This is a genomic window from Hymenobacter fastidiosus, from assembly GCF_039539565.1.
Classification (GTDB): Bacteria; Bacteroidota; Bacteroidia; order Cytophagales; family Hymenobacteraceae; genus Hymenobacter; species Hymenobacter fastidiosus.
The window spans coordinates 107,285-127,466 of record NZ_BAABDJ010000035.1 but is presented as its reverse complement, the minus strand read 5'-3'; the positions used below and the strand labels follow the sequence as shown (position 1 = coordinate 127,466).

At 62.8% G+C, this 20,182-nt stretch carries 12 protein-coding genes; 5 read left to right on the top strand and 7 right to left on the bottom strand.

The window, feature by feature from the left end:
• The first annotated feature begins 246 nt into the window (after nt 1-246).
• Entirely contained in the window at nt 247-2,217 is a 1,971-nt protein-coding gene (locus ABD833_RS14810) for a T9SS type B sorting domain-containing protein (RefSeq protein ID WP_345074023.1), read from the top strand.
• 62 nt (nt 2,218-2,279) lie between these two features.
• On the opposite strand, the gene ABD833_RS14805 is transcribed toward ABD833_RS14810, so the two are convergent.
• Nucleotides 2,280-3,272 carry a cation diffusion facilitator family transporter gene (locus ABD833_RS14805; RefSeq protein WP_345074021.1) on the bottom strand — a complete coding sequence of 331 codons (993 nt, stop codon included), beginning with the start codon at nt 3,270-3,272 and terminating at the stop codon, nt 2,280-2,282.
• Between the two features lie 193 nt (nt 3,273-3,465).
• Between ABD833_RS14805 and ABD833_RS14800 the strand changes: the two genes are divergently transcribed.
• Nucleotides 3,466-4,314, top strand: a complete 849-nt coding sequence (locus tag ABD833_RS14800) for a transporter (RefSeq protein WP_345074019.1) — start codon at nt 3,466-3,468, stop codon at nt 4,312-4,314.
• A gap of 240 nt (nt 4,315-4,554) precedes the next feature.
• Here ABD833_RS14800 and ABD833_RS14795 read toward each other — a convergent pair whose 3' ends face one another.
• From ABD833_RS14795 to ABD833_RS14785, 3 genes are all read right to left on the bottom strand, one after another.
• Nucleotides 4,555-5,766 (bottom strand): DUF1501 domain-containing protein, encoded by a 1,212-nt coding sequence (locus ABD833_RS14795; RefSeq protein WP_345074018.1) that lies wholly within the window; start codon nt 5,764-5,766, stop codon nt 4,555-4,557.
• Nucleotides 5,767-5,897: 131 nt separating this feature from the next.
• On the bottom strand, nt 5,898-7,355 hold the full coding sequence (locus ABD833_RS14790; protein WP_345074017.1) for a DUF1800 domain-containing protein: 1,458 nt from the start codon (nt 7,353-7,355) through the stop codon (nt 5,898-5,900).
• Nucleotides 7,356-7,575: 220 nt separating this feature from the next.
• Nucleotides 7,576-10,989 carry a lamin tail domain-containing protein gene (locus tag ABD833_RS14785; RefSeq protein ID WP_345074016.1) on the bottom strand — a complete coding sequence of 1,138 codons (3,414 nt, stop codon included), beginning with the start codon at nt 10,987-10,989 and terminating at the stop codon, nt 7,576-7,578.
• Nucleotides 10,990-11,149: 160 nt separating this feature from the next.
• Here ABD833_RS14785 and ABD833_RS14780 point away from each other — a divergent pair, with 160 nt between their 5' ends.
• Nucleotides 11,150-12,148, top strand: a complete 999-nt coding sequence (locus ABD833_RS14780; protein ID WP_345074014.1) for an aspartate-semialdehyde dehydrogenase — start codon at nt 11,150-11,152, stop codon at nt 12,146-12,148.
• Nucleotides 12,149-12,278: 130 nt separating this feature from the next.
• Nucleotides 12,279-12,788, top strand: coding sequence for a hypothetical protein (locus tag ABD833_RS14775; protein ID WP_345074012.1), 510 nt, complete (start codon nt 12,279-12,281; stop codon nt 12,786-12,788).
• Between the two features lie 114 nt (nt 12,789-12,902).
• Here the strand turns inward: ABD833_RS14775 and ABD833_RS14770 are convergent, their stop codons facing one another.
• Both ABD833_RS14770 and ABD833_RS14765 read right to left on the bottom strand, forming a co-directional pair.
• Complete coding sequence (locus ABD833_RS14770; RefSeq protein ID WP_345074011.1) at nt 12,903-13,655, bottom strand: alpha/beta fold hydrolase; 753 nt, start codon at nt 13,653-13,655, stop codon at nt 12,903-12,905.
• Between the two features lie 253 nt (nt 13,656-13,908).
• Complete coding sequence (locus ABD833_RS14765; RefSeq protein WP_345074009.1) at nt 13,909-14,340, bottom strand: YceI family protein; 432 nt, start codon at nt 14,338-14,340, stop codon at nt 13,909-13,911.
• Nucleotides 14,341-14,608: 268 nt separating this feature from the next.
• Here ABD833_RS14765 and ABD833_RS14760 point away from each other — a divergent pair, with 268 nt between their 5' ends.
• The gene (locus tag ABD833_RS14760) at nt 14,609-18,079 is read left to right on the top strand and encodes a PAS domain S-box protein (protein WP_345074007.1); all 3,471 of its coding nucleotides are present in this window, start codon (nt 14,609-14,611) and stop codon (nt 18,077-18,079) included.
• Nucleotides 18,080-18,235: 156 nt separating this feature from the next.
• Here ABD833_RS14760 and dxs read toward each other — a convergent pair whose 3' ends face one another.
• Nucleotides 18,236-20,176, bottom strand: a complete 1,941-nt coding sequence (gene dxs, locus ABD833_RS14755; RefSeq protein WP_345074005.1) for a 1-deoxy-D-xylulose-5-phosphate synthase — start codon at nt 20,174-20,176, stop codon at nt 18,236-18,238.
• Nucleotides 20,177-20,182 lie beyond the last annotated feature (6 nt).

Here is a 20,182-nt window from a genome sequence, read left to right as displayed (position 1 = left end):
CGGAAATAACCAAAGGGCCTGGTCGGAACGAAGTGCTTTGGTTATTTCCGGACCACCGGCCGCGGAGGCTTGCCAGCGGCTATATTCGTCGCCGGGTCAGTTTCCTGCCAGCCTCATCCGGGGTTCCGGCGCCACCCGATAGCCCACTACTGCCCCCGGCACTACGCCGGGCGGAGCTGGGGGGCGGGACCAACTTAGCGTTCGGTTATATATTACGGCTTTATTCGGCCTCCCCTTACCCACCGCATGCCAAGACTGCTATCCGTTATTTGCTTGCTGGTCTTTGCCTGGGGCTGGCTGGGGCTGGGAACACCCCAGGCGGTGGCCTCCCACATTCAGGGGGGCCAGCTCACCTACCAGGCCCTGGGCGCCAACCAGTACAAGGTCACGCTCGCCGTTTTCCGCGACTGTGGCGGCTCGTCCTTCGCGAGCATCCGGCCGGAGCTGGAGTACCGGACGACGGGCTGCCAGGGTGGGCCGTGGCCCAAAGAGCGGCTGACGCTGGTTGCGGGCTCCCAACGCATCGGCGACCCGTATTGCGCTACCGGACCCTTCGGCGCGAGTCCCTGCGGCGTGGGGCGGCCCACCAATTTTGAAACCGGCCTGTTTGAAGCCGTCGTTACGCTGCCGCCCGCGCCGGAATGGACGCTGAGCGTCACGCTCGGGGCCCGGCCAAAGCTGGGCAACGTGGACGTAGGCTCCGAGCTCTGCTACTTTGAGGCCACTCTGAACAACCTGATCGGGGGGCAGGCCATTGAAAATACCGCCCCGCAAAACGACCCGCTGAATGCCGTAATCCCCTTCGTGTGCTGGCGGCAGGATACGCAGCTCTCGTTTGCCACCACCGAGCCCGATGGCGACTCGCTGGTGTACAGCCTGGGCCGTTCGCTGGAAAACTGCGGCGACACCACCACCTACCTGCCTTACACCGCCAGCCGCGCCATCGACCTCACCCCGAAGGGCTCGACCAGCTTCTGCGCGGCCTTTATTCCGCCCGGCGTATCCCTGCTGTTCCGGCCAACGTTTCCCATTGCTTCCTTCGCCTACAGCGGGTCGTGCCCGACGAAAACAGCGACGCCCAACTTCCTCTTCAACCCTACGCTGGGCACCATCACGTTTACGCCCGCTTTCTTCAGGCCGGGCATCAACATGGCCGAAAACAAGTACGCGGTGGTGGGCACCATTACGGAATGGCGGCGGGTGCGCAAGGCCAACGGCACTACAACCGCGTACAAAGTGGGCTCCGTGCGCCGCGACATACTGGTTATCGTTATCGACTGCAACGCCAACCTGACGCCGGCCCCACCCGTGGCGACCGGTGCGCCCAAGACCAGCGTCCGGATTGCCAGCTCCCGCGACTCGACCTTCATCACGGCCTACAGCTGCAACTACACCGAAGTACGGCTGAAATTCACCGACCCCAACCCGGCCGATAAGCTGACGGTTACTTACCCCGAGCTGGACCCCGCCACTCCCAGCCTGCTGACGCCGGCCTACCTGCCGGCCGGCGTGGCCACCTTCCGGGTAGTGGCCAATGAAACCAGCACGCCAACCGGCATTCTGAAAATCCGGCCCGATGCCGCCTTCGTGGGCCGCACCTTCCGCATTCCGGTCAAGATCGAAGACAACAGCTGCCCTATCAAAGGCATCACCTACCGGACCATCGTGCTCCGGATTGCGGCGGGCAACTTCGCCAGAGCCACGGCCTCGGCTCCGGTTATCTACGCAGGCTCCGGCGCGGCCGTCACGCTCAGCGCCACGCCCTTCCGGCCCGATTCGGTGGGCGCTTCCCCCGCGCAATATGGCTACCGCTGGACCGCGGCGAATGGGTTAAACCCGGCCGACAGCACCCGGCCGACGCTCACGGTCCGGCCCACCCAGACCACCCGTTACCAGGTGCGCGTGCTGGGGCTGAGCTTTCCTGCCGGCCTCTGTCAGGACACTGCTTCGGTGCTGGTTAAGGTAGTTGTGCCCGATGGGAAGGTGCCCAACATCTTCACCCCGAATGGGGATGGGCTGAATGAAACCTTTGTCATCCCCATTAACCCACCCGGCAGCCGGCTGCAGATTTTCAACCGCTGGGGCCGCAAAGTCCGCGACTACATCGACTATGCCAACGACTGGACCGGCGACGACCAGCCGGCCGGCATTTATTTCTACCGGCTCACCGACCACAGCGGCGGCCAATCGAAAGGCTGGGTGCAACTGGCCCGTTGATCAACGTCGCGCCCTATCTGAATTGGCCGTTCTGAAGCAGGGGGAATCAACCCCCGGTTTGGCTACCCGATTGGCAAGTGGTGCCGCTCGTTTTTCACCGCGTTGGTCACCGTCCAGCTGATTTCCTGGCTGAACGGGTGCCGCCGCACCGGGCACCCGGGCATGTGACAGAGCGAGCAGGCGGCAAACGTGCAGGGGTCGGCGTGTACGAACATTTCCACCTCCACGTCGAACCGGTTTTTGATTACGCCCTCGATGCGGTTCAGCTCGTTGTGGGTTTCTTCCAGGCTGAAGTAGTAGGGAATCTGCATGTGGCAGTCGATGTGCAGGTTGGCCCCGTAGCGCAGCACGCGCAGGTTGTGCACGTCGATCCAGGCCGGCTGGCGCTGGCGCTGCAGCTCGGCAATTACCTGCTCCACCGTGGCGACGTCCGACTCATCCATCAGCCCCGACACGGAGCGCCGCACCATGCGGAAGCCATTGAACACGATGAACACGCCCAGCACCAGGGCCGCACCGGCGTCGAAGAGCAGGTTGCCCGTTACCAGTACCAGCACCAGCGCCACGCACGACACGATCGTACTCAGCGCGTCCAGGTAAAGGTGCTGCCCGTCGCCAACCAGGGCCACGGAGTTGAGGCGCTTGCCCGCCCGCAACAGCACAAATCCGACGCCCAGGTTGATCAGCGCCGTGAGGCCCAGCAGGAGCATACCCGTATCGAGCCGGCCCACCGCGTGCGGGTGCAGCATGGCCACGATGGCGCTGTAGAAAATATAAACCCCCGCAATCAGGATCAGCGCCCCTTCGAAACCGATGGAGAGGTACTCAATCTTGCCGTGGCCATACGGGTGGTTTTCATCCTTGGGCAAGCCCGACAGATAGATACTGTAGAAGGCGAAGCCGCTGGTGAAAACGTTGATGATGGATTCCAGCGCATCGGTCAGCACCGCCTGCGACCTGGTGAGGTAGTAGGCGTAGAACTTAATGGCCACCAGTCCGACACTTACCACCAGGGATAAAAGAGCGAGGCGGTTTTTGGTTTTGGTGGTTGGCATGAGCAGACGGCAAGCAGGAAAAGCCCGCAAAAATCCGACAAAAAAACCCGGCGCGGAATACCGCACGTTTTTTTTCCCGAAAATCGTGGACCCCAGCGGCTATGCCTGGCTTACGGGCCGGCTCAGCTATTGCCGGGCATCCCGACGGGCAGGTTCTGCGTAGCAGCCCCAACGTTACCCCAGACCACTTCCCTTGCGCCTGCTTACTTTTCTTTTTCTGGCTGCTATCGGCCTTTGTCCAGTGCGGGCTCAGGCCCAATCGGCCGCTCCTACTCCCGCCAGAGCGCAGGCTTACACCCTGTTCCGGCCCGTGCCCCGCGACTCGCTCCGGGAGCTGCGGCCCGACCGGCCGGGCTTTTCCGAAAGCCCGTTCACGGTCGACGCCGGGCATTTTCAACTGGAAAGTGACTTGTTCCGCCTCCTGAACCACCGGGAGCCCGGCCACCGCGAACGGGACTTCTTCTTCAATCACGCCCTGCTCAAGCTCGGCCTCAGCCAGCGCACCGACCTGGGCGTGGAGGTTGATTCCTATTCCTGGGAAAAGGAATGGACCGACCAACAGCCGCCGGAACGCCGCCGGGGATTCGGCGATTTAACCCTGCGGCTGAAGCACACCCTGATCGGTGAAGAAGGTAAGCCCGCCGCTTTGGGCATAATTGGCACCCTGCGCCTGCCGGTGGGGCACACTGTGGGCACCAGCGCCGCCGAATATGGGTTGATTGTTCCCTTCGCCTATGACTTCAGCAAAAAGCTCAACACCCAGCTCCAGCTGCGCAGCGACCTGCTGGCCGAACCGGACGGGCGGCACTTTCTGATGCTGACGCCCAGCACGGCCATCGACTACGAGTTTTCTCCGTTTCTCTCCACTTTCGCCGAGCTGGCGGGCCAATGGGATGTGCGCCAAGCCGCCTGGCAGGCTTCCCTCAACCTCGGCCCCCAGCTGCACTTCGGCGACAACCTGATTCTGGACTGCGGCACCCACCTGGCCCTGACCAAAGAAGCCAGCCAGGAATATTTTCTGGGGTTCAGCTTCCGCATCTAGCCCGCGTCTGCATCAAATTTCATCTGTCATCCTGAGCATTCTGCGCTTAAAGCAGAGACGAAGGATGACAGACGTTATACTCATCCCGAAGTAGGGTGCGGGGCTTGCCCCCGCCCGTCATTGAACGGAATCCTAGTGGTTCGTTCAACGACGGGCGGGGGCAAGCCCCGCACCCTACTTCCTTTTTGCAAACTACTTCGCGAGGAGTATAAAGATGCCAGCCGAGGTGGTTGCTCAGCCTTATACCAGCCCTTTCAGCCGGTCGAAGTGGCTGCCCAGGATGGCTTTGTCGTCGGCGCCGAGCCAGTCGTGGAGGATGGTGGCGTAGATACTGCGGAAGTCGAGCTGGTGCTTCAGGTCGCCCTGGTCGAGGTTGAGCAGGTCGGGGGCGTCGTTGAGAATGCCTTGGCGGCGCAGGCCGCCGCCGAGTAGCAGCACGTTGTTGGCCGTGCCGTGGTCGGTGCCGTTGCTGGCATTCTGGCCTACCCGGCGGCCGAATTCGGAGAACACCAGCACCAGCGTATTGTCCAGCTCCCCGCTTTTGCGCAGATCCTCGACGAAGGAACCGAGCCCTTCCGACAGGTCGCCGAGCAGTTTGCCCTGCTGCTCCTGCTGGCGCACGTGGGTGTCGAAGCCCGTCAGCGACACGTAGAACACCCGCGAGTCCACCCCGGAATTGATCAGCTCGGCCGTAGTTTTCAGATTCCTGCCGAACTCCGTGTTGGGGTACGTCACGGCCGATTTGTAGACTTTGGCGGTCTGGTACAGGTAGTCGGCCGAGGAAGCCGTTTCGGCCAGGGTCTTGTAGAGGTAATCCAGCTCCGAGCCGCCGGCCGGGCCGGCCTGTCCGGTCACCTGGGCCAGGAAGCGGTTCTGGGTCAGCTGGTTAAATTTCTCCGGGCTCCTTAGCGCCAGCCCTTTACGGGCATTGCCTTTCATGGCCAGGCTCAGCGTGTCGTCCACTTCGAGGCCGTTGTAGGGCCGCGGGCAGGTGGCGCAGCTCGAATCGAGGTAGCGGCCCAGCCAGCCGGTGGTCACGTACTGGTCGGCGGCCGAGCCGCTCTGCCAGATGTCCATCGCGCGGAAGTGGGAGCGGTCCGGGTTCGGGTAGCCCACGCTGTTGAGCACCGCCACCTGCCCCTGGTCGTAGAGGTTCTTCAGGCGGGTCATGGCAGGGTTGAAACCCAGGTCTTTGTCGAGGGGCAGAATGCCGCTCCGGGCGCGGATGCCGAGCGTGGGGCGGGCCCGGTAATAGAGGTCGTCGCGGTAGGGAATCACGGTATTCAGCCCGTCGTTGCCCCCGCCGAGCTGCACCACCACGAGGCGGCGGCCGTTGGCATCGCGCAATGAGGAAAGCCCCTGACGGTCCAGGGCGTGCAGGAACTTCGGCACGAACAGCAGGCTGCTGGCCAGCACGGAAGTCTTCAGAAAGTCGCGGCGGGAAGTAGACATGGCAGTGGCTTTAGTACTGGGGACGGTCATGCTGAGCTTGCCGAAGCATCTCGCGTGCCGACGGTGGGTTGGTGATTCAGGGAAGCACGCGAGCTGCTTCGGCAGGCTCAGCATGACCGTCCTGGTTTAGGTTACATCAGCTGGTATTCCGGCAAACTCAGCATACTCGTTATCATCGTGCGCAGCCGGCCCTCGGCGGGGGCATTGGCGGCCATTTGCTGAATCAGGGCCAGGTTTTCGGGGCGGATGGGGGCCTGCAGCAGGAAGCCGCTGAGCTGGGCGGCCTGCGCGGCAGGCGCAGTTTGGGCCAGCAGCTGGCTGATGGGCCCCAGCTTCACCCGGGCCTTCACCTGCTGCCGGAACGTGCAATCGGCTTTGGGCACTGAAGGCGCGAGGTCGTTTTCGTCTCCCTTGAGGGCAATATTGAACCCGGCATTGCGGAGTAGCACCTGCGGCAGCTGGAGCCGCAACAGCAGCGACGACGAGTCGATCCAGCTGCGGCCCCCGGCCCAGCCCGCCACGTTGGGTGGCTGAAACAGGGTTTGGCCCAGGGCCTTCTGGAACCCAATCAGCGGCTGGTCGTTGTCCAGCTCCAGGCCCAGCGTGCGCTTGATGCCGGCCAGCAGCTCGAGGGGCGACTTGAGGCGGGTACCTACGTTGGCGGCGGCGTAGAACCGGTCGGCCGAAAACATCCGCTCCAGCAGGTCGCTGATGTCGTACTGGCTCTGGTAGAAGGCTTTGGCCAGCGGCTGAATGTGCGCCAAATTGGGCGTGTCGTTAACGAAGAACCGGTAGAGTTTCGTGGTCAGGAACCCGGCCGTCCGGGGTTGGTCGAGGATGATGCGCAGGATATCGTCGCCGCCGAAGCTGCCGCTGCGGCCCAGAAAGGTTTTGGAGCCGGCGTCGTGCTGGTTTTCGCGGAAAACGAACTGCCCATCGGCGTGGTAGCCCCAGCCGGTGAAGGCGCGGGCGGCTTCTTTGATATCCTGCTCCGCGTAGTGGCCCCGGCCGATGGTGAACAGCTCCATCACCTCGCGGGCGAAGTTCTCGTTGGGGCGCTGCTTGCGGTTTTGCTGATTGTTGAGAAACTGGAGCATGGCCGGCTCCTTCGATACGGCCAGCAGCAGGTCGCCAAACTTGCCCAGCGCGCCCTGCCGCAGCGTGTTGTTGAGCTGGAGGGCGGCCTCGGGGCGGCGCACCCGGCAGGCGAAGTGGCCGTGCCAGAAAAAGGTCATCTTCTCCCGCAGCTGGGCCGGCGACGTGGCCATCCGGTCGAGCCAGCCGGTGTTCATGGTGTAGAAGGCTTCCCGAATCTGGCGGTTTTGCTGCCTGCGCTGCTCGGTCGTCATGGCTTGGCCCGGAACCGCCCTGGCCTGCGGGTCTTTCGTCAGGTCGGGCGTCGGCAGCGGATTCACGCCCTGCGCGGCGGTGGCCCGCACCGGGGCCGAAGTCAGCGGCTCCACTTTCGCCGAATCGCGGAAAAGCTGCCGCAGGGCCTTGGCTGGCGGGAGGCCGGCCGCCACGTCGGCGGGGCGGGCCCCGAAACCGGCCCGCCAGTAGAGATGCTGCACTTGCTGTTGCGTCGTCATGGTGGTTGGACGGCGGGCAGCGGGCCGGGTTTAATGCCTTCTGTCATTGCAAGCGAAGCGAGGCAATCCGCCCCGGGCAATGAGCTCAGCGTTGTAAAAGCAGAAAGCCCCAATGGACGAATCCGTGGGGCGTTTCAGTAAAAAGAGGCTGCTACAATTTCAGAGGACGGATTGACGCCGCCTGAAGCGCAGAATATCGTACCTCCTCGCAATGACCGGCTCAAAACCGCGCGCCCAGTACCACGGTCTTCTTGTACTCCCGCTTGCCGCCGCTGTTGGGCTGGAATAGCTGAATGTGCAGCACGTAGTAGCCCACCGGCGCCTTGCGGCCCTGGTCGTTGAGGCCGTCCCACCGGAAAAAGCCGCTCGTAGCCATGGTTTCGTTGCGCACCAGCTGGCGGGTGAGGCGACCCTGCGCGTCGTACACGGTGACGCTGGCGGCGTAGCCGGGCTGGTCGAGGGTGTAGTTGAGGGTGGTGAAGTCCTGCTGGCCGTCCTCGTCGGGCGTAAAGATTTCCGGCTCCAGACGGAAGAGCTGGTCGCCGCCGGGGTCTTCCTGATACTGGGAATTGGGGCGGCCGGGCGTGGCGTAGCCGACGGTGCTGGCGGCGGAGTGAAAATTGGCCGCCGTGGCGGGCCCGTCGGTGCGGATCCGCTCCAGCGACACGCCGTTCAGGTCGCTGAGCAAGGCCAGGTGCTGGTTGGCGGAGTAGGTCATCTGGTCCAGCGGGCGGCCCAGGGCGTCGAATACCACCACGCTGCCCGCGTCGTCGGGGAAGGTCGGCAGGTCGGCCATGGGCAGGAATGCCGCCCGGTCGTGGGTGGGGTAGCTGCTTTGCACAATGTCGGGGCGGGTAGTGAGCACCAGCAGCTGGCCGGGAGCCAGCACCACCGGGCCGGCGCTGATAGTCTCCGCATCCACCGAGCCGTCGGGCTTTTCGTTGCCCAGCTGCCAGCCCTGCACGTTCAGGTACTTGCCCGAGCGGTTCAGCAGCTCCACGAAATCTACGCCGCCGGTGCGGGGGTTGAACAGAATTTCGTTGATGACCACGTCGTTGGCTACTGCCGCCGAGGGCAGCGCAAACGTGGCCGAAGTGGCGGGGCCGGCGGCGTTGCCCACGCAGTCGGTGGCCCGCTGCACCGTCACGGTCAGGGTCTGGTTGGGCAGCAGGGGCGTCGTCAGCGTGAGGTCGATGGTGCGGAAATCGGGGCCGAGGGGGCTGACCTGGGCTATGGCATTGGCCGGACTCAGGCGGTACCATACCGGGTTGGCGGCCTGCACGCTATCCAGCTTTTCGCCGAAATACAGCCGGACCGTAGTGGTATTAAGCGCCAGCGCCCGCAGCAGAACCGGGGCCGTTTTGTCGGGGTTGGTGGCTTTTATGCTGTTCGCCTTGCCCGGGGTACCGCCGCTGGGGTCGAGGCTGGCGGTCCAGTTCTCGATGCCGCCGCAGGGGTTGGCGGCGTCCACCATTTCCAGGGCCCAGCCCCCGTCTTTTTTGCTGTTGTCCTTGTACCAGGTGTCAGAATACGTAACCTCGAACAAGGTGCGGCCGGTGCGGCCGCGCAGCACCAGCTGGTCGCCGTCGTTGGTCAGGCTGGGGAAATTACTCAGCGCGTACACCGTGCCGTAGCGCGCAAACAGCGCCCCGCGCGTGCTGCCGCACACCACCGCGTACTGGCCCGGCAGCAGGCGCGTGGTGTCCGGAAATACAGCCGCAGCCGTGGTGCTACCCGGCTTGAACAGCTGCACGCCGCCCAGATCCAGAATGCTGGCCGAAGGATTGTGAATCTCCAGGTATTCCGCCGCGGGCAGGCCAACGACGGGCGTTTCGTCAGGAAAGATTTCGGTGATGATGACTTCGCCCACCCGCGGAGCCACGGGCAGCGCAAACGTGGCCGACACGGCCCCGCCCGTGGCATTGCCCACGCAGTCGACGGCCCGCTGCACGGTCACGGTGAACAGCTGGTTGGCCGGAATAGCGGCCGTCAGGGTGAGCTCCACGGCCCGGAAATCGTGGGGCACGGGCGCCACGCGCTGCACCAACAGGGCGGGCCGAATGGAATACAAAGCCGGCGTGGCCAGCTGCGCGCTGTCGAGCTTCTCATTGAATTCGAGCCGGACCAGCGTGGGGCTGACGACCGTGGCCCGGCGCAGCGCGGGCGGCGTAAGGTCGGCGTTGGTCGCCCGCACGCTGTTGGTCCGGGCGGGGGTGCCGCCGCTGGGGTCGGTGCTGGCAATCCAGTTGGCCGCGCCGCCGCAGGGGTTGGCGGGGTCAATCATCTCCAGGGTCCAGCCCCCCTGCTGCTTGATTGCGTCGCGGTACCAGGCTTCGGTATAGCGCACCTCGAATATGGTGCGCCCGTTGGCCCCGCGCAGCAGCAGCTGGTCGCCGGCACTGTTCATGGCGGGGAAGTTGTTCAGCCCGAATACCTTGCCGAACGGGGTGAACTGCGCCACGCGGGTGCTGCCGCAGACCACGGCATATTCGCCGGGCAGCAGGCTGGCTCCGGCCGGAAACGCCGCCGGCGTAGTCGTGCTGGTGGGCCGCAGCAGCCGCACGCCGCTCAGGTCCAGCGTCGCCGTGGCCGAAGGGTTATAAATTTCCACGAACTCCGACGCCGGCAGCCCCACCACCGGGGTTTCATCGGCCATTATTTCGGTTATCAGCAGCTGATTGACGCCGGGCCCGACTGCCGGGGGCGTGAAGGTGAGCGTGGTCGTCAGCGGGCCGGCGGCCACGTTGCCATACAGGTCAGCTACGTTGCGCACCGTCAGCGTATTAGTACCCGCCGCCAGATCATTGGCCAGAGTCAGGTGCACTACGCTCAGGTCCGTGGCGTCGCGCACGGCGCTGAGCACCGCGGGAGCGCCGGCGTTGAGCTGGTAGCCTGACGCAACCTGCGCGGCCGCCACGGCTTCGTTGAACGTCACGTCGACCTGACGGGCGGCACTGGCACTGGCGCGGACCAGCGTCGGAGCCGTGGCATCGGTGATGCGGAAATCGTCGAAATAAAAGCTGCGGTTGTTGGCCTGGGAATAGAGCAGCAACACCCCGCACCAGGCGCTGCGCTGGTAAGTGGCATCGGTGCCGGTGCCTTCCCTCACGAACGTGGTGCCGCCGGTCAGGTCGCGCTCCAGCGTCCAGACGTCCTGCCCGCTGCGGCTGACGCGCACCCGCACAAGGTTGTTGGTGGGGGAGCTGATGGTCTGATCGGTGCCGTTGACTACGTAGACGGGCGTGGCGGATGCGTCTTTGCGAAACAGCGACACTTCGTCGGGCGCCCCGCCGATGCGCACGAAGTAGCCTTTGGTACCCGCGGTTTTGAGGGCGGCCTGGTCAGCCAGCAGCCAGACATCGGCGTAGTTCGCGCCACTGGTGGCAAAGCGCAGATTAGCCCAGAATTCCCAGGTGGTGCCGGTACTGGCCAGGCTGGGCGTAACCAGCTCCAGGGTGGTACCCGAGATGGCCGGGCCATTGCTTTGCAACTGCCGGGCCGTAACTTGGAAGCCCGAAACGTCGCCGGTCCAGGTTGGATTCTGGGTGAAGTCGTCATCGCTGAATGACTCCGTCAGCTGGGCCCGGACGGGACCAGCCAGCCCTAACAGCAGATAGACCAGCAGATATTTCACGTGGATTGTAATAATGAGGTTCCCGATAGTGGCCCTAAGGATGAAAGGCTGCAGGACCAATAGGTCATCCTACCCAATCACCACGGAATATATTCTTAATTATATTTATTCTGCTAATATTCTCTTTCCGGATTTTAACTAGTCCTCAACCCTTCCTGAAATGAAAGTAGCTGTCGTTGGTGCCACCGGCCTGGTGGGTGGTGAAATGCTGAAAGTGCTGGCTGAGCGTAACTTCCCCGTTACGGAGCTCCTGCTGGTGGCCTCCGCGCGGTCGGTAGGCCAGGAGATGGAGTACCGGGGCCGGAAATACCCGGTGATCAGCATGGACGAGGCTATTGCCGCCCGGCCCGACGTAGCCATTTTTTCGGCCGGCGGCAGCGTCTCGAAGGAGCAGGCCCCGCGCTTCGCCGAAGTGGGCACCGTGGTAATCGACAATTCCTCCGCCTGGCGCATGGACCCCACCAAAAAGCTGGTGGTGCCCGAAATCAATGCCCGCCAGCTTACGGCAGCCGATAAAATCATTGCCAACCCCAACTGCTCCACCATTCAGATGGTGCTGGCGCTGCACCAGCTGCACGAGGCCTTTCAGATCCGGCGCATCGTGGTGAGCACCTACCAGAGCGTGACGGGTACCGGCAAAAAAGCCGTGGACCAGCTGCTGGAGGAACGCGCCGGCCACGCGGCCTCCAACCCGGCCTACCCGCACCCCATCGACCTGAATGTGCTGCCCCACATCGACGTGTTTGAGGCCAACGGCTACACTAAGGAGGAGATGAAAATGGTGAATGAAACCCGGAAAATCCTCTCCGACGACACGATTCAGGTGACGGCCACCGCCGTGCGCATTCCCGTGATGGGCGGCCATTCCGAGGCCATCAACGTGGAGTTTGCGCAGGAATTTGAAATCGAGGATATCTACCGGCTGCTGCGCGCAACCGACGGCGTGGAAGTGGTCGATGACGTGACCAGCAACCGCTACCCCATGCCCAAAGATGCCCACGGTCAGGACGCGGTGCTGGTGGGCCGCATCCGCCGCGACGAGTCGCAGCCCCGCACCCTGAATCTGTGGGTAGTAGCCGACAATCTGCGCAAGGGCGCGGCCACCAACGCGGTGCAGATTGCCGAGCACATGATTAAGCTGGGCCTGCTGCCGGCGTAGGACCAACGAGGCGAAAACCCAAATCCGCCCCGCGCCTTTGCCGCGGGGTTGAAAGCCATTACCTTGCACTGTTGTGCGCTGAGCACACGGCCCGTTATTTTTCTAAGCCTCGCTCTTTTTACTTCCTTTTATGGCTTTACGCCTACCCCTGGCCCTGGCGGCCACGCTGCTGCTGAGTAACAGCTGTGCGACTATCGTCAGCAAATCCCGCTACCCCGTCGCCTTTTCGAGTGAGCCTCCGGGCGCTACTTTCACCGTGAAGGATATTGATGACCGCGAAGTATTCAGTGGTACCACGCCAACGGTCGTGCCGCTCCGGTCCGGGGCCGGCTACTTCGAGAAGCAGTCGTACACCATCACGTTCAGCAAGCCGGGGTTTGACTCCAAAACCATGACTATCGATGCCGATTTCAACGGCTGGTACGTGGGCAACCTGGTCTTTGGCGGCTTCATCGGCCTGCTCATCGTCGACCCGCTGACGGGGGCCATGTACCGGATCAATGATACGCAGGTGCAGGCTACCCTCGTCACCAGCGGTCAGGGTATGGCGCCTACTACGGAAGGAGGGTTGCAGATTGTTTCGCTTCAGGATGTGCCGCTGAACCTGCGCGACAAGCTGGAGCCTATTGCGACGAAGTAAACCATTACTGCAGGCGTGCAAGCACGTAAAAAAGGCTCTGAACGCGTGTTCAGAGCCTTTTTTATGGCGGTTAACGGATATATTCCCCGTCCGGCTTCAACCGGGTTAATGAGCTCAGGCCGGCACCGATGCCGCGAAATCCGCCACGGCCTGGCGCGTTAGCTCCGGCTGCTCGTAGTACGCCAGGTGGCCCACGTCGGCCAGAAACAGCGCGTGGGCCACGGGTGCCAGCGGAGCCTGGGCCACCGACTGTTCCAGGGGTACGGCCACATCTTCTTTACCGGCTACCAGCAGCACCGGGAACCGGGCGGTGCGCAGCACTTTGGTCCGGTCGGGGCGGGCAGCCATGGCCCGCATGCCGCCGATGATGGTTTCGGCGGGCGTGGCCTTACCGATTTCTTCCAGAAACTCGCGCTGCGGCGTCAGCCGTTCCCGGTTGACGGGCGCGAAGAGGGGGCGGATAAAAGATTCCATGAACTTCTCCACCCCGTGCCGCTCCACGAAGGCCACGTTCTTTTCGCGGGCGGCTTTCTTCTCCTCACCATCGGCGTAGGCGGAGGAGTTGATCAGGGCCAGCCCCGCTACCCGCTCCGGCCACCGCTCGGCGAAGGCCAGGGCCACGTAGCCGCCCATGCTGTGGCCCACGAACACAGCTTTTTCCACGCCCGTCGCCAGCAGCTTTTCGGCCACGTAGCGGGCCTGGGCTTCCATGGAATAGTCGCGCACGTCGTGGATGTTGGTGCCGTGGCCGAGCAGGTTCAGGTTTAGAATATGGTACTCCGCCGGCAGGCCGTGCAGCAGATCGGACCAGATTTCGCGGCTTTCGGCGAAGCCGTGGAGGAAAACAAGGGTGAGTTGGTGGGGCATAATGGGCCAAAGGTCGCCGGATAAATTGGGTTATCCAGATCAGGCCAAACGCAGGGAAGCCGAAGCAGCCCGGGCTGCTTCGGCTTCCCTGGAATCACTGAACCACAAAACCAGCGGGGCAGCTCTGCCGGGTCCGGGGGCCGGGTTTCGTCAGGCGTGCTTGGTGAACTGCCCGCTGGCCGACAGCTTCACGTCTTCACTTATCACGATAGAGCCCGCCTCCGTAACGCCGCTCCGGCTCAGTCCGCAGTCCTTACGGTTGATTTTTCCGGTCAGCTCGAAGCCGACTTTGGCGTTGCCGTAAAAGTCGCCGGCGCTGCCGCCTGTATTCCCCGTCAAACGTTACGGGCCTGGTTACGCCGGACAGCGTCAGCTCGCCGCTAAGCTTGTAGTCGCCGCCAGCCACTTTCTCGAACGACGTCGGCTCGAAGATCATCCGGGGGTAGGTGGCGGCAGCGAAGAACCCGGCGCTTTTCAGGGGCCCGTCGTACTGCTCCTGGTTGGTATCGATGCTGTTGATAGCGGCCGGGAAGCGCACTCTGGCGTTGTCGCCGGAGTCGCCGGCAGTATCGGCCTCGCCGGCAAACTTCTTGAACGAGCCTATGACGGTCGAAATAACGAGGTGCTTTACTTTGAACTGAACTTCGGAGTGGGTCGGGGCAAGTGCCCACTTGGCCGTAGCCATGAGGGAGGAAAAAATTGAAAGTGAGGAGAGTAGGCGTTAGCGCTGACGAATCAGCCGGATAAACACCCGGCTGATGTACCTACATCAATGCCCTTATATCAACTCTATTAGCCATTTGGCCTGCTTTCTGCCCCAACCAGCCCAGTGAGCTTCCCCCGCGCCGATGCTACGCGAGTTCAGGCACCTCCGCTGGTAGTCGCGGGCAATTCCTATATTACTACCAGCTTCGTTTCTTCTCGCTGCCGTTTCCCGGCTTTGCCCCTGCTCCGTGAATTCTTTATCCGCCGGCACCCTTCCCGCACCCCAGATTCCGGGCTTCGCGCTGCTGGAAGATGCTTTTGATGCCGTGGTGTTGCTGGCCGCGGATGGCTCGCTGCTATGGACCAATGCCGGATTTGCCCGGCTCACCGGCTTCCCGCAGGCCCACCAGAAGCCCGCGCTGCTCCTGGAGGCCCTGGCGGCGGCAGGTATGCCGCCCACCGTTTTCCAGCAGCAGCTAGCCTCCGCCACTCCGCTACGTTCCGACCTGATTCTGCATCGGGCCGATGGCACGGCGATAAATGCCCAGCTGAAAGTTCAGTTCCAGCCCCCCGCGGTGATTATCGGGCTTCTGGAGGACGTCACCCCAGGTCGCCCGCCAACGGGCCAAGACCACCAGTTTCGCCATCTCACCGAACACATTCCGGGCGTGCTCTTCCAATGGCGTGAAAATGCCAACGGCTCGTCCGGCTTCAGCTACATCAGCCCTCAGCTGGCTACTATCTTCGGCATTGCCCCGGATCAGGCCCACCGCATAGTTGATTTTATCCTTCCCCAGGACCGGAAAGCCTGGCGAACCGCGCTGCGCCGGAGCCGGCGGCAGGGCAAAGACTGGAATTTTGAGGGTCGCCTGCAGGTACCGGGCCAGCCGCTACGCTGGTTCCGGGCCAATGGACAGCTCTCCGTGGCCGATGCCGGGGGGCAGCTGTTCAGCGGTATTTTATCCGACATAACCGAACTGAAGCAGGCCGAGGAAACCGTGCACGCGCATGAGCAGCGCTGGCGCCTAGCCATTGAGCGGTTTGGCGACGGAGCCTGGGAATTCAATTACCAGACCGGCGAAGAATACTTCTCGGAAGCCTACCGCACCATGCTGGGCTACCCCAGCACGGGTCCCGACCCGCTACCGGCCACCTGGCAGCAGCATGTCCATCCCGACGACCAAAACCTTAGTCTGGCAGCGGCCAACGCCTATTTACGCGGCGAAGTGCCGATGTACTCGGTAGAGCGCCGCCTGCGCTGCCGGAATGGCAGCTACAAGTGGGTGCTTACCCGCGGCCTGATTACGAAGCAGGATGAGCAGGGCCAGCCGCTGATTATGACGGGCGTGCACACCGATATATCGGCCATGAAGCAGACGGCGGCGGCCCTCGCCGCCAGTACGCTGCGGTTCGCCACCACCATTGCCAACTTCCAGGAAGGCATTCTGCTGGAAGACGAAAACCATCAGGTGGTGCTGGCCAACGATGCGTTGTCGCGCATCTTCGCGCTCGACACCACTCCCGACCAGCTTGTTGGCTACGATACTACCCTGCTGGGGCAGCGTATGCAGGACCATTTCCGGAATCCGGACCAGTTTGCCCAGCGCTATGCCACCATCGTGCAGCACCGGCAGCTGGTGACGGCGGAACTCTTTGAGCTGGCCGACGGGCGCACCATTCAGGGCGACTTCGTGCCTATTTTCGTGGAAGACCGCTACATCGGGCACCTGTGGAAATTTCAGGACATTACGGAGCGCAAAACCAACGAGGATGCCCTGCGCCGCCGCGAAGAAAAGTACCGGGGCATCATCGAGAACATGAACCTGGGCCTGGTGGAAATGAACCTCGACCGTTGGGTAACGTTCACGAACCAGGCCTTCTGCGACATCACCGGCTATGCCCGCGAGGAATTTACCGGGCACCATATCATGAGTCTGCTGCTGAGCCCGGAAGAGATGGCCCTGACTCAGGAGCGCGACCAGCGCCGTCGGCAGGGTGAATCGGAAACCTACGAGCTGGCCATTACCGCTAAAAACGGCCAGCCTAAATGGCTGCTGGTGAGTGCCGCCCCGCTCTACGACGACCACCGGCAGGTGTACGGCAGCATTGGTATTGCCCTCGACATCACCCACCAGAAGCGGCTGGAGAATCATCTGCGGGCGGCCAAGGAGCAGGCCGAGGAGTCGGCGCGGGCCAAGGAGCTGTTTCTGGCCAACATGAGCCACGAGATTCGTACGCCCATGAACGCCATTCTGGGCATGGGGCAGCTGCTGGCCAAAACCCCGCTCGACGACAGCCAACAGACCTACCTGCGGGCCATTGCCACCTCCGGCGAAAATCTGCTGGTGATTCTGAACGACATTCTGGACCTGTCTAAAATCGGGGCCAGCCAGCTCCAGATCGAATCCATTGGCTTCAGCGTGCCGGACCTGCTGCGGCAGATCGAAAAAAGCCTGCACTTCAAAGCCGAGGAAAAAGGCCTCTGCTTCCGCATAGAAGTCGATAAACAGCTGCCCGCCGTCCTGCTCGGCGACCCGTACCGCATCACCCAGGTGTTGCTCAACCTGGCTGGCAACGCCCTCAAGTTTACCGAGAAGGGCTCCGTCACGGTAGCGTACGAGTTGATCAGAACCAATGCCACGACCGTGGAGATGCGCTTTTTGGTCACCGATACCGGCATTGGCATCGATGCCGACTATCTGGTCGATATCTTCAAGGAATTCAGTCAGGAGGACTCGTCCGTGACGCGCAAGTTTGGTGGCACCGGCCTGGGGCTGAGCATCAGCCGCCAGCTGGTGAACCTGATGGGCGGCGAAATCAACATTGAGAGCCAGAAGCACCGGGGCACCTGCAGCCACTTCACGCTGACCCTCCCCGTAGGCACTCCGGCCGATCTGCCGCAGAAAACGTTCATCACGAACGGCGCCCGCGCCCGGCTACGGGGCCGGCACATTCTGCTGGTCGAAGACAATTACTTCAACCGCCAGATTGCCAAAGGATTTCTGCGGAATGCCGGCCTGCTGGTGCAGGAAGCCGAAAACGGAGCCGCGGCCGTGGAGCTGGCCCGGCAGTACCGCTTCGATGCCGTGCTGATGGACGTGCAGATGCCCATCATGAACGGGCTGGAAGCCACCGCCTACCTGCGTCAGCCGCTGGGCCTCACTACCCCCGTTATTGCCCTGACGGCCAACGCCATCAAAGGGGAGCGGGAACGGTGCCTGCAGGCGGGGATGAACGATTATCTGGCCAAACCCTTCCAGGAAGAAGACCTGCTGAAGATGCTCTGCCGCTGGACGCTGGATGCAAGCCTCCCCGGCAGTGAGCTGACGCCCCCCGCGGTGCCCTCCGTTGCCCCCGCCGCGCTCTACAATCTCGACATTGTCCGGCAGATCGGGCAGGACGATGATGCCTTCACGATGCTCATGCTGGAGTCGTTTATTGAAAGCTGCGAGGAAGCCATTACAGAGCTGCACGACGCCGTAGCCCGGCAGGACACGGCCCAGCTGCGGGCGGCCACCCACAAGCTCAAGCCCAGCCTCGACCACCTGCAGGTGTACCGCATCCTGCCCCTGATTGTGGAGCTGGACACCTGGCGCGCCGCCTTCGATGCGGCTATTCTGCCCGATCTGGTCGATCAGGTGGTGGATCAGCTGGAGAACCTCAACGCGCAGATGACCCAGGAGCTTCATCAGCTGCGCGCACTGGTGGGCGGGGAGTAGGCGTCAGCGTTAAAAAATCTGAAACTTATTATTCAGACCATTAACGCTAGAAATCCAGGCTCTTAGTTTGCTATGATCCGCAAGGTCGCCCAAGGCTATAAAGTAAAAATCCCCGTCGGACGAATCCGGCGGGGATTTTTACTTGCTTAAATCTTGCTACCGAGTCACCGTTTCCACGGCAACTTTAACGGCCACTTTTCCGCTCAGCTCCCGCACGGCGGCGGCTATACCGGCGGCATCGAAGCCGCACTCCTGGTAGAGCTCATCCTGGGTGCCGTGCTCTACCACGCGGTCGGGGATACCGAGACGACGCACGGGCAGGGCGTAGCCGTGGTCGGCCATAAACTCCAGCACGGCCGCGCCGAAACCGCCCGGCAGGCAGCCGTCTTCCACGGTCACAATGGCTTTGTACTTACTGAGCACGGCGGCCAGCATTTCCTCGTCCAGGGGCTTGCAGAAACGCATATCGAAATGACCAACACTGAGCCCTTCGGCAGCCAGCTGGGCCGTGGCTTTCACGGCGTAGTTGCCGATGTGGCCGATAGTGAGGATGGCTACATCATTGCCTTCCCGCACCACGCGGCCGGTGCCCACGGCAATTTTCCTGAACGGCAGCCGCCACGTGGGCATCACGCCTTCGCCGCGGGGGTAGCGGATGCTGAACGGGCCCATATCGGGCAGCTGGGCCGTGTACATCAGGTTACGCAACTCTTCCTCGTTCATCGGGGCCGAAACCACCATGTTCGGGATGCAGCGCATGTAGGCCAGGTCGTAGCAGCCGTGGTGGGTGGGGCCGTCGGCGCCGGCGAAACCGGCCCGGTCGAGGCAGAACACCACGTTCAGATTTTGCAGCGCCACATCGTGCAGCACCTGGTCGTAGGCGCGCTGCATGAACGACGAGTAGATATTGCAGAACGGCACGAGGCCCTGCGTGGCCAGGCCGGCGGAGAACACCACGGCGTGCTGCTCGGCAATGCCCACGTCGAAGGCGCGGTCGGGCATGGCCTCCATCATGATGTTCAGCGACGAGCCCGACGGCATAGCCGGCGTGACGCCCATCACCTTGGCGTTCTGCTCCGCCAGCTCCACCATCGTGTGACCGAACACGTCCTGGTACTTGGGCGCCTGGGGCTTCTCATGGTGCTTTTTGTAAATCTCGCCGGTGATCTTGTCGAACAGGCCGGGCGCGTGCCACAGGGTCTGGTCCTGCTCGGCCAGCGCGTAGCCTTTGCCTTTCACCGTGACGCAGTGCAGAATTTTGGGACCGGGAATACTTTTCAGGTCATTCAGAATCGTGACCAGGTGCTGCACGTCGTGGCCGTCGACGGGGCCGAAGTAGCGGAATTTCAGCGCCTCGAACAGATTGCTCTGCTTCATCAGCGTGGCCTTCATGGCGGCTTCCACCTTGCGGGCCACGTGCTGCGGGTTCGGGCCGAACTTGCTGAGCTTGCCCAGCACGTTCCACAGCTCGTCGCGCACCTTGTTGTAGGTGCGGGAAGTGGTGATGTCGGTCAGGTATTCCTTGAGCGCGCCCACGTTGGGGTCGATGCTCATGCAGTTGTCGTTGAGGATAACCAGCAGGTTGGAGTTGGCTACGCCGGCGTGGTTCAGCGCTTCAAAAGCCATACCCGCCGTCATGGCGCCGTCGCCGATAACGGCAATGTGCTGCCGGTCCAGCTCGCCCTTGTAGTCCGACGCTACCGCCATGCCCAGGGCGGCGCCAATGCTGGTGGAGCTGTGGCCCACGCCGAAGGCGTCGTACTCACTTTCGCTGCGCTTGGGGAAGCCCGACATGCCGCCGTAGCGCCGGTTGGTGGGGAACCGGTCGCGGCGGCCGGTCAGGATTTTATGCCCGTAGGCCTGGTGGCCCACATCCCACACCAGCTGGTCGTAGGGCGTGTTGAAGACGTAGTGCAGGGCCACCGACAATTCCACCACTCCGAGCGAAGCCCCGAAGTGGCCGCCGTAGATGGACACGGTATCGACGATAAACTGGCGCAATTCCTGGCTGAGCTGAACCAGCTGGTCCTGGCTGAGCTTCTTGAGGTCGTCGGGCGAGTCAATAGCCGCCAGCAGTTCACCGGGTTCAACAATCATCTTCGG

Excerpts from the sequence above, each read along its gene's own strand:
- ABD833_RS14810 (WP_345074023.1), top strand. The coding sequence starts at position 247 with ATGCCAAGACTGCTATCCGTTATTTGCTTGCTGGTCTTTGCCTGGGGC.
- ABD833_RS14805 (WP_345074021.1), bottom strand. The coding sequence starts at position 3,272 with ATGCCAACCACCAAAACCAAAAACCGCCTCGCTCTTTTATCCCTGGTG.
- ABD833_RS14795 (WP_345074018.1), bottom strand. The coding sequence starts at position 5,766 with ATGTCTACTTCCCGCCGCGACTTTCTGAAGACTTCCGTGCTGGCCAGC.
- ABD833_RS14790 (WP_345074017.1), bottom strand. The coding sequence starts at position 7,355 with ATGACGACGCAACAGCAAGTGCAGCATCTCTACTGGCGGGCCGGTTTC.
- ABD833_RS14780 (WP_345074014.1), top strand. The coding sequence starts at position 11,150 with ATGAAAGTAGCTGTCGTTGGTGCCACCGGCCTGGTGGGTGGTGAAATG.
- ABD833_RS14775 (WP_345074012.1), top strand. The coding sequence starts at position 12,279 with ATGGCTTTACGCCTACCCCTGGCCCTGGCGGCCACGCTGCTGCTGAGT.
- ABD833_RS14770 (WP_345074011.1), bottom strand. The coding sequence starts at position 13,655 with ATGCCCCACCAACTCACCCTTGTTTTCCTCCACGGCTTCGCCGAAAGC.
- ABD833_RS14765 (WP_345074009.1), bottom strand. The coding sequence starts at position 14,340 with ATGGCTACGGCCAAGTGGGCACTTGCCCCGACCCACTCCGAAGTTCAG.
- dxs (WP_345074005.1), bottom strand. The coding sequence starts at position 20,176 with ATGATTGTTGAACCCGGTGAACTGCTGGCGGCTATTGACTCGCCCGAC.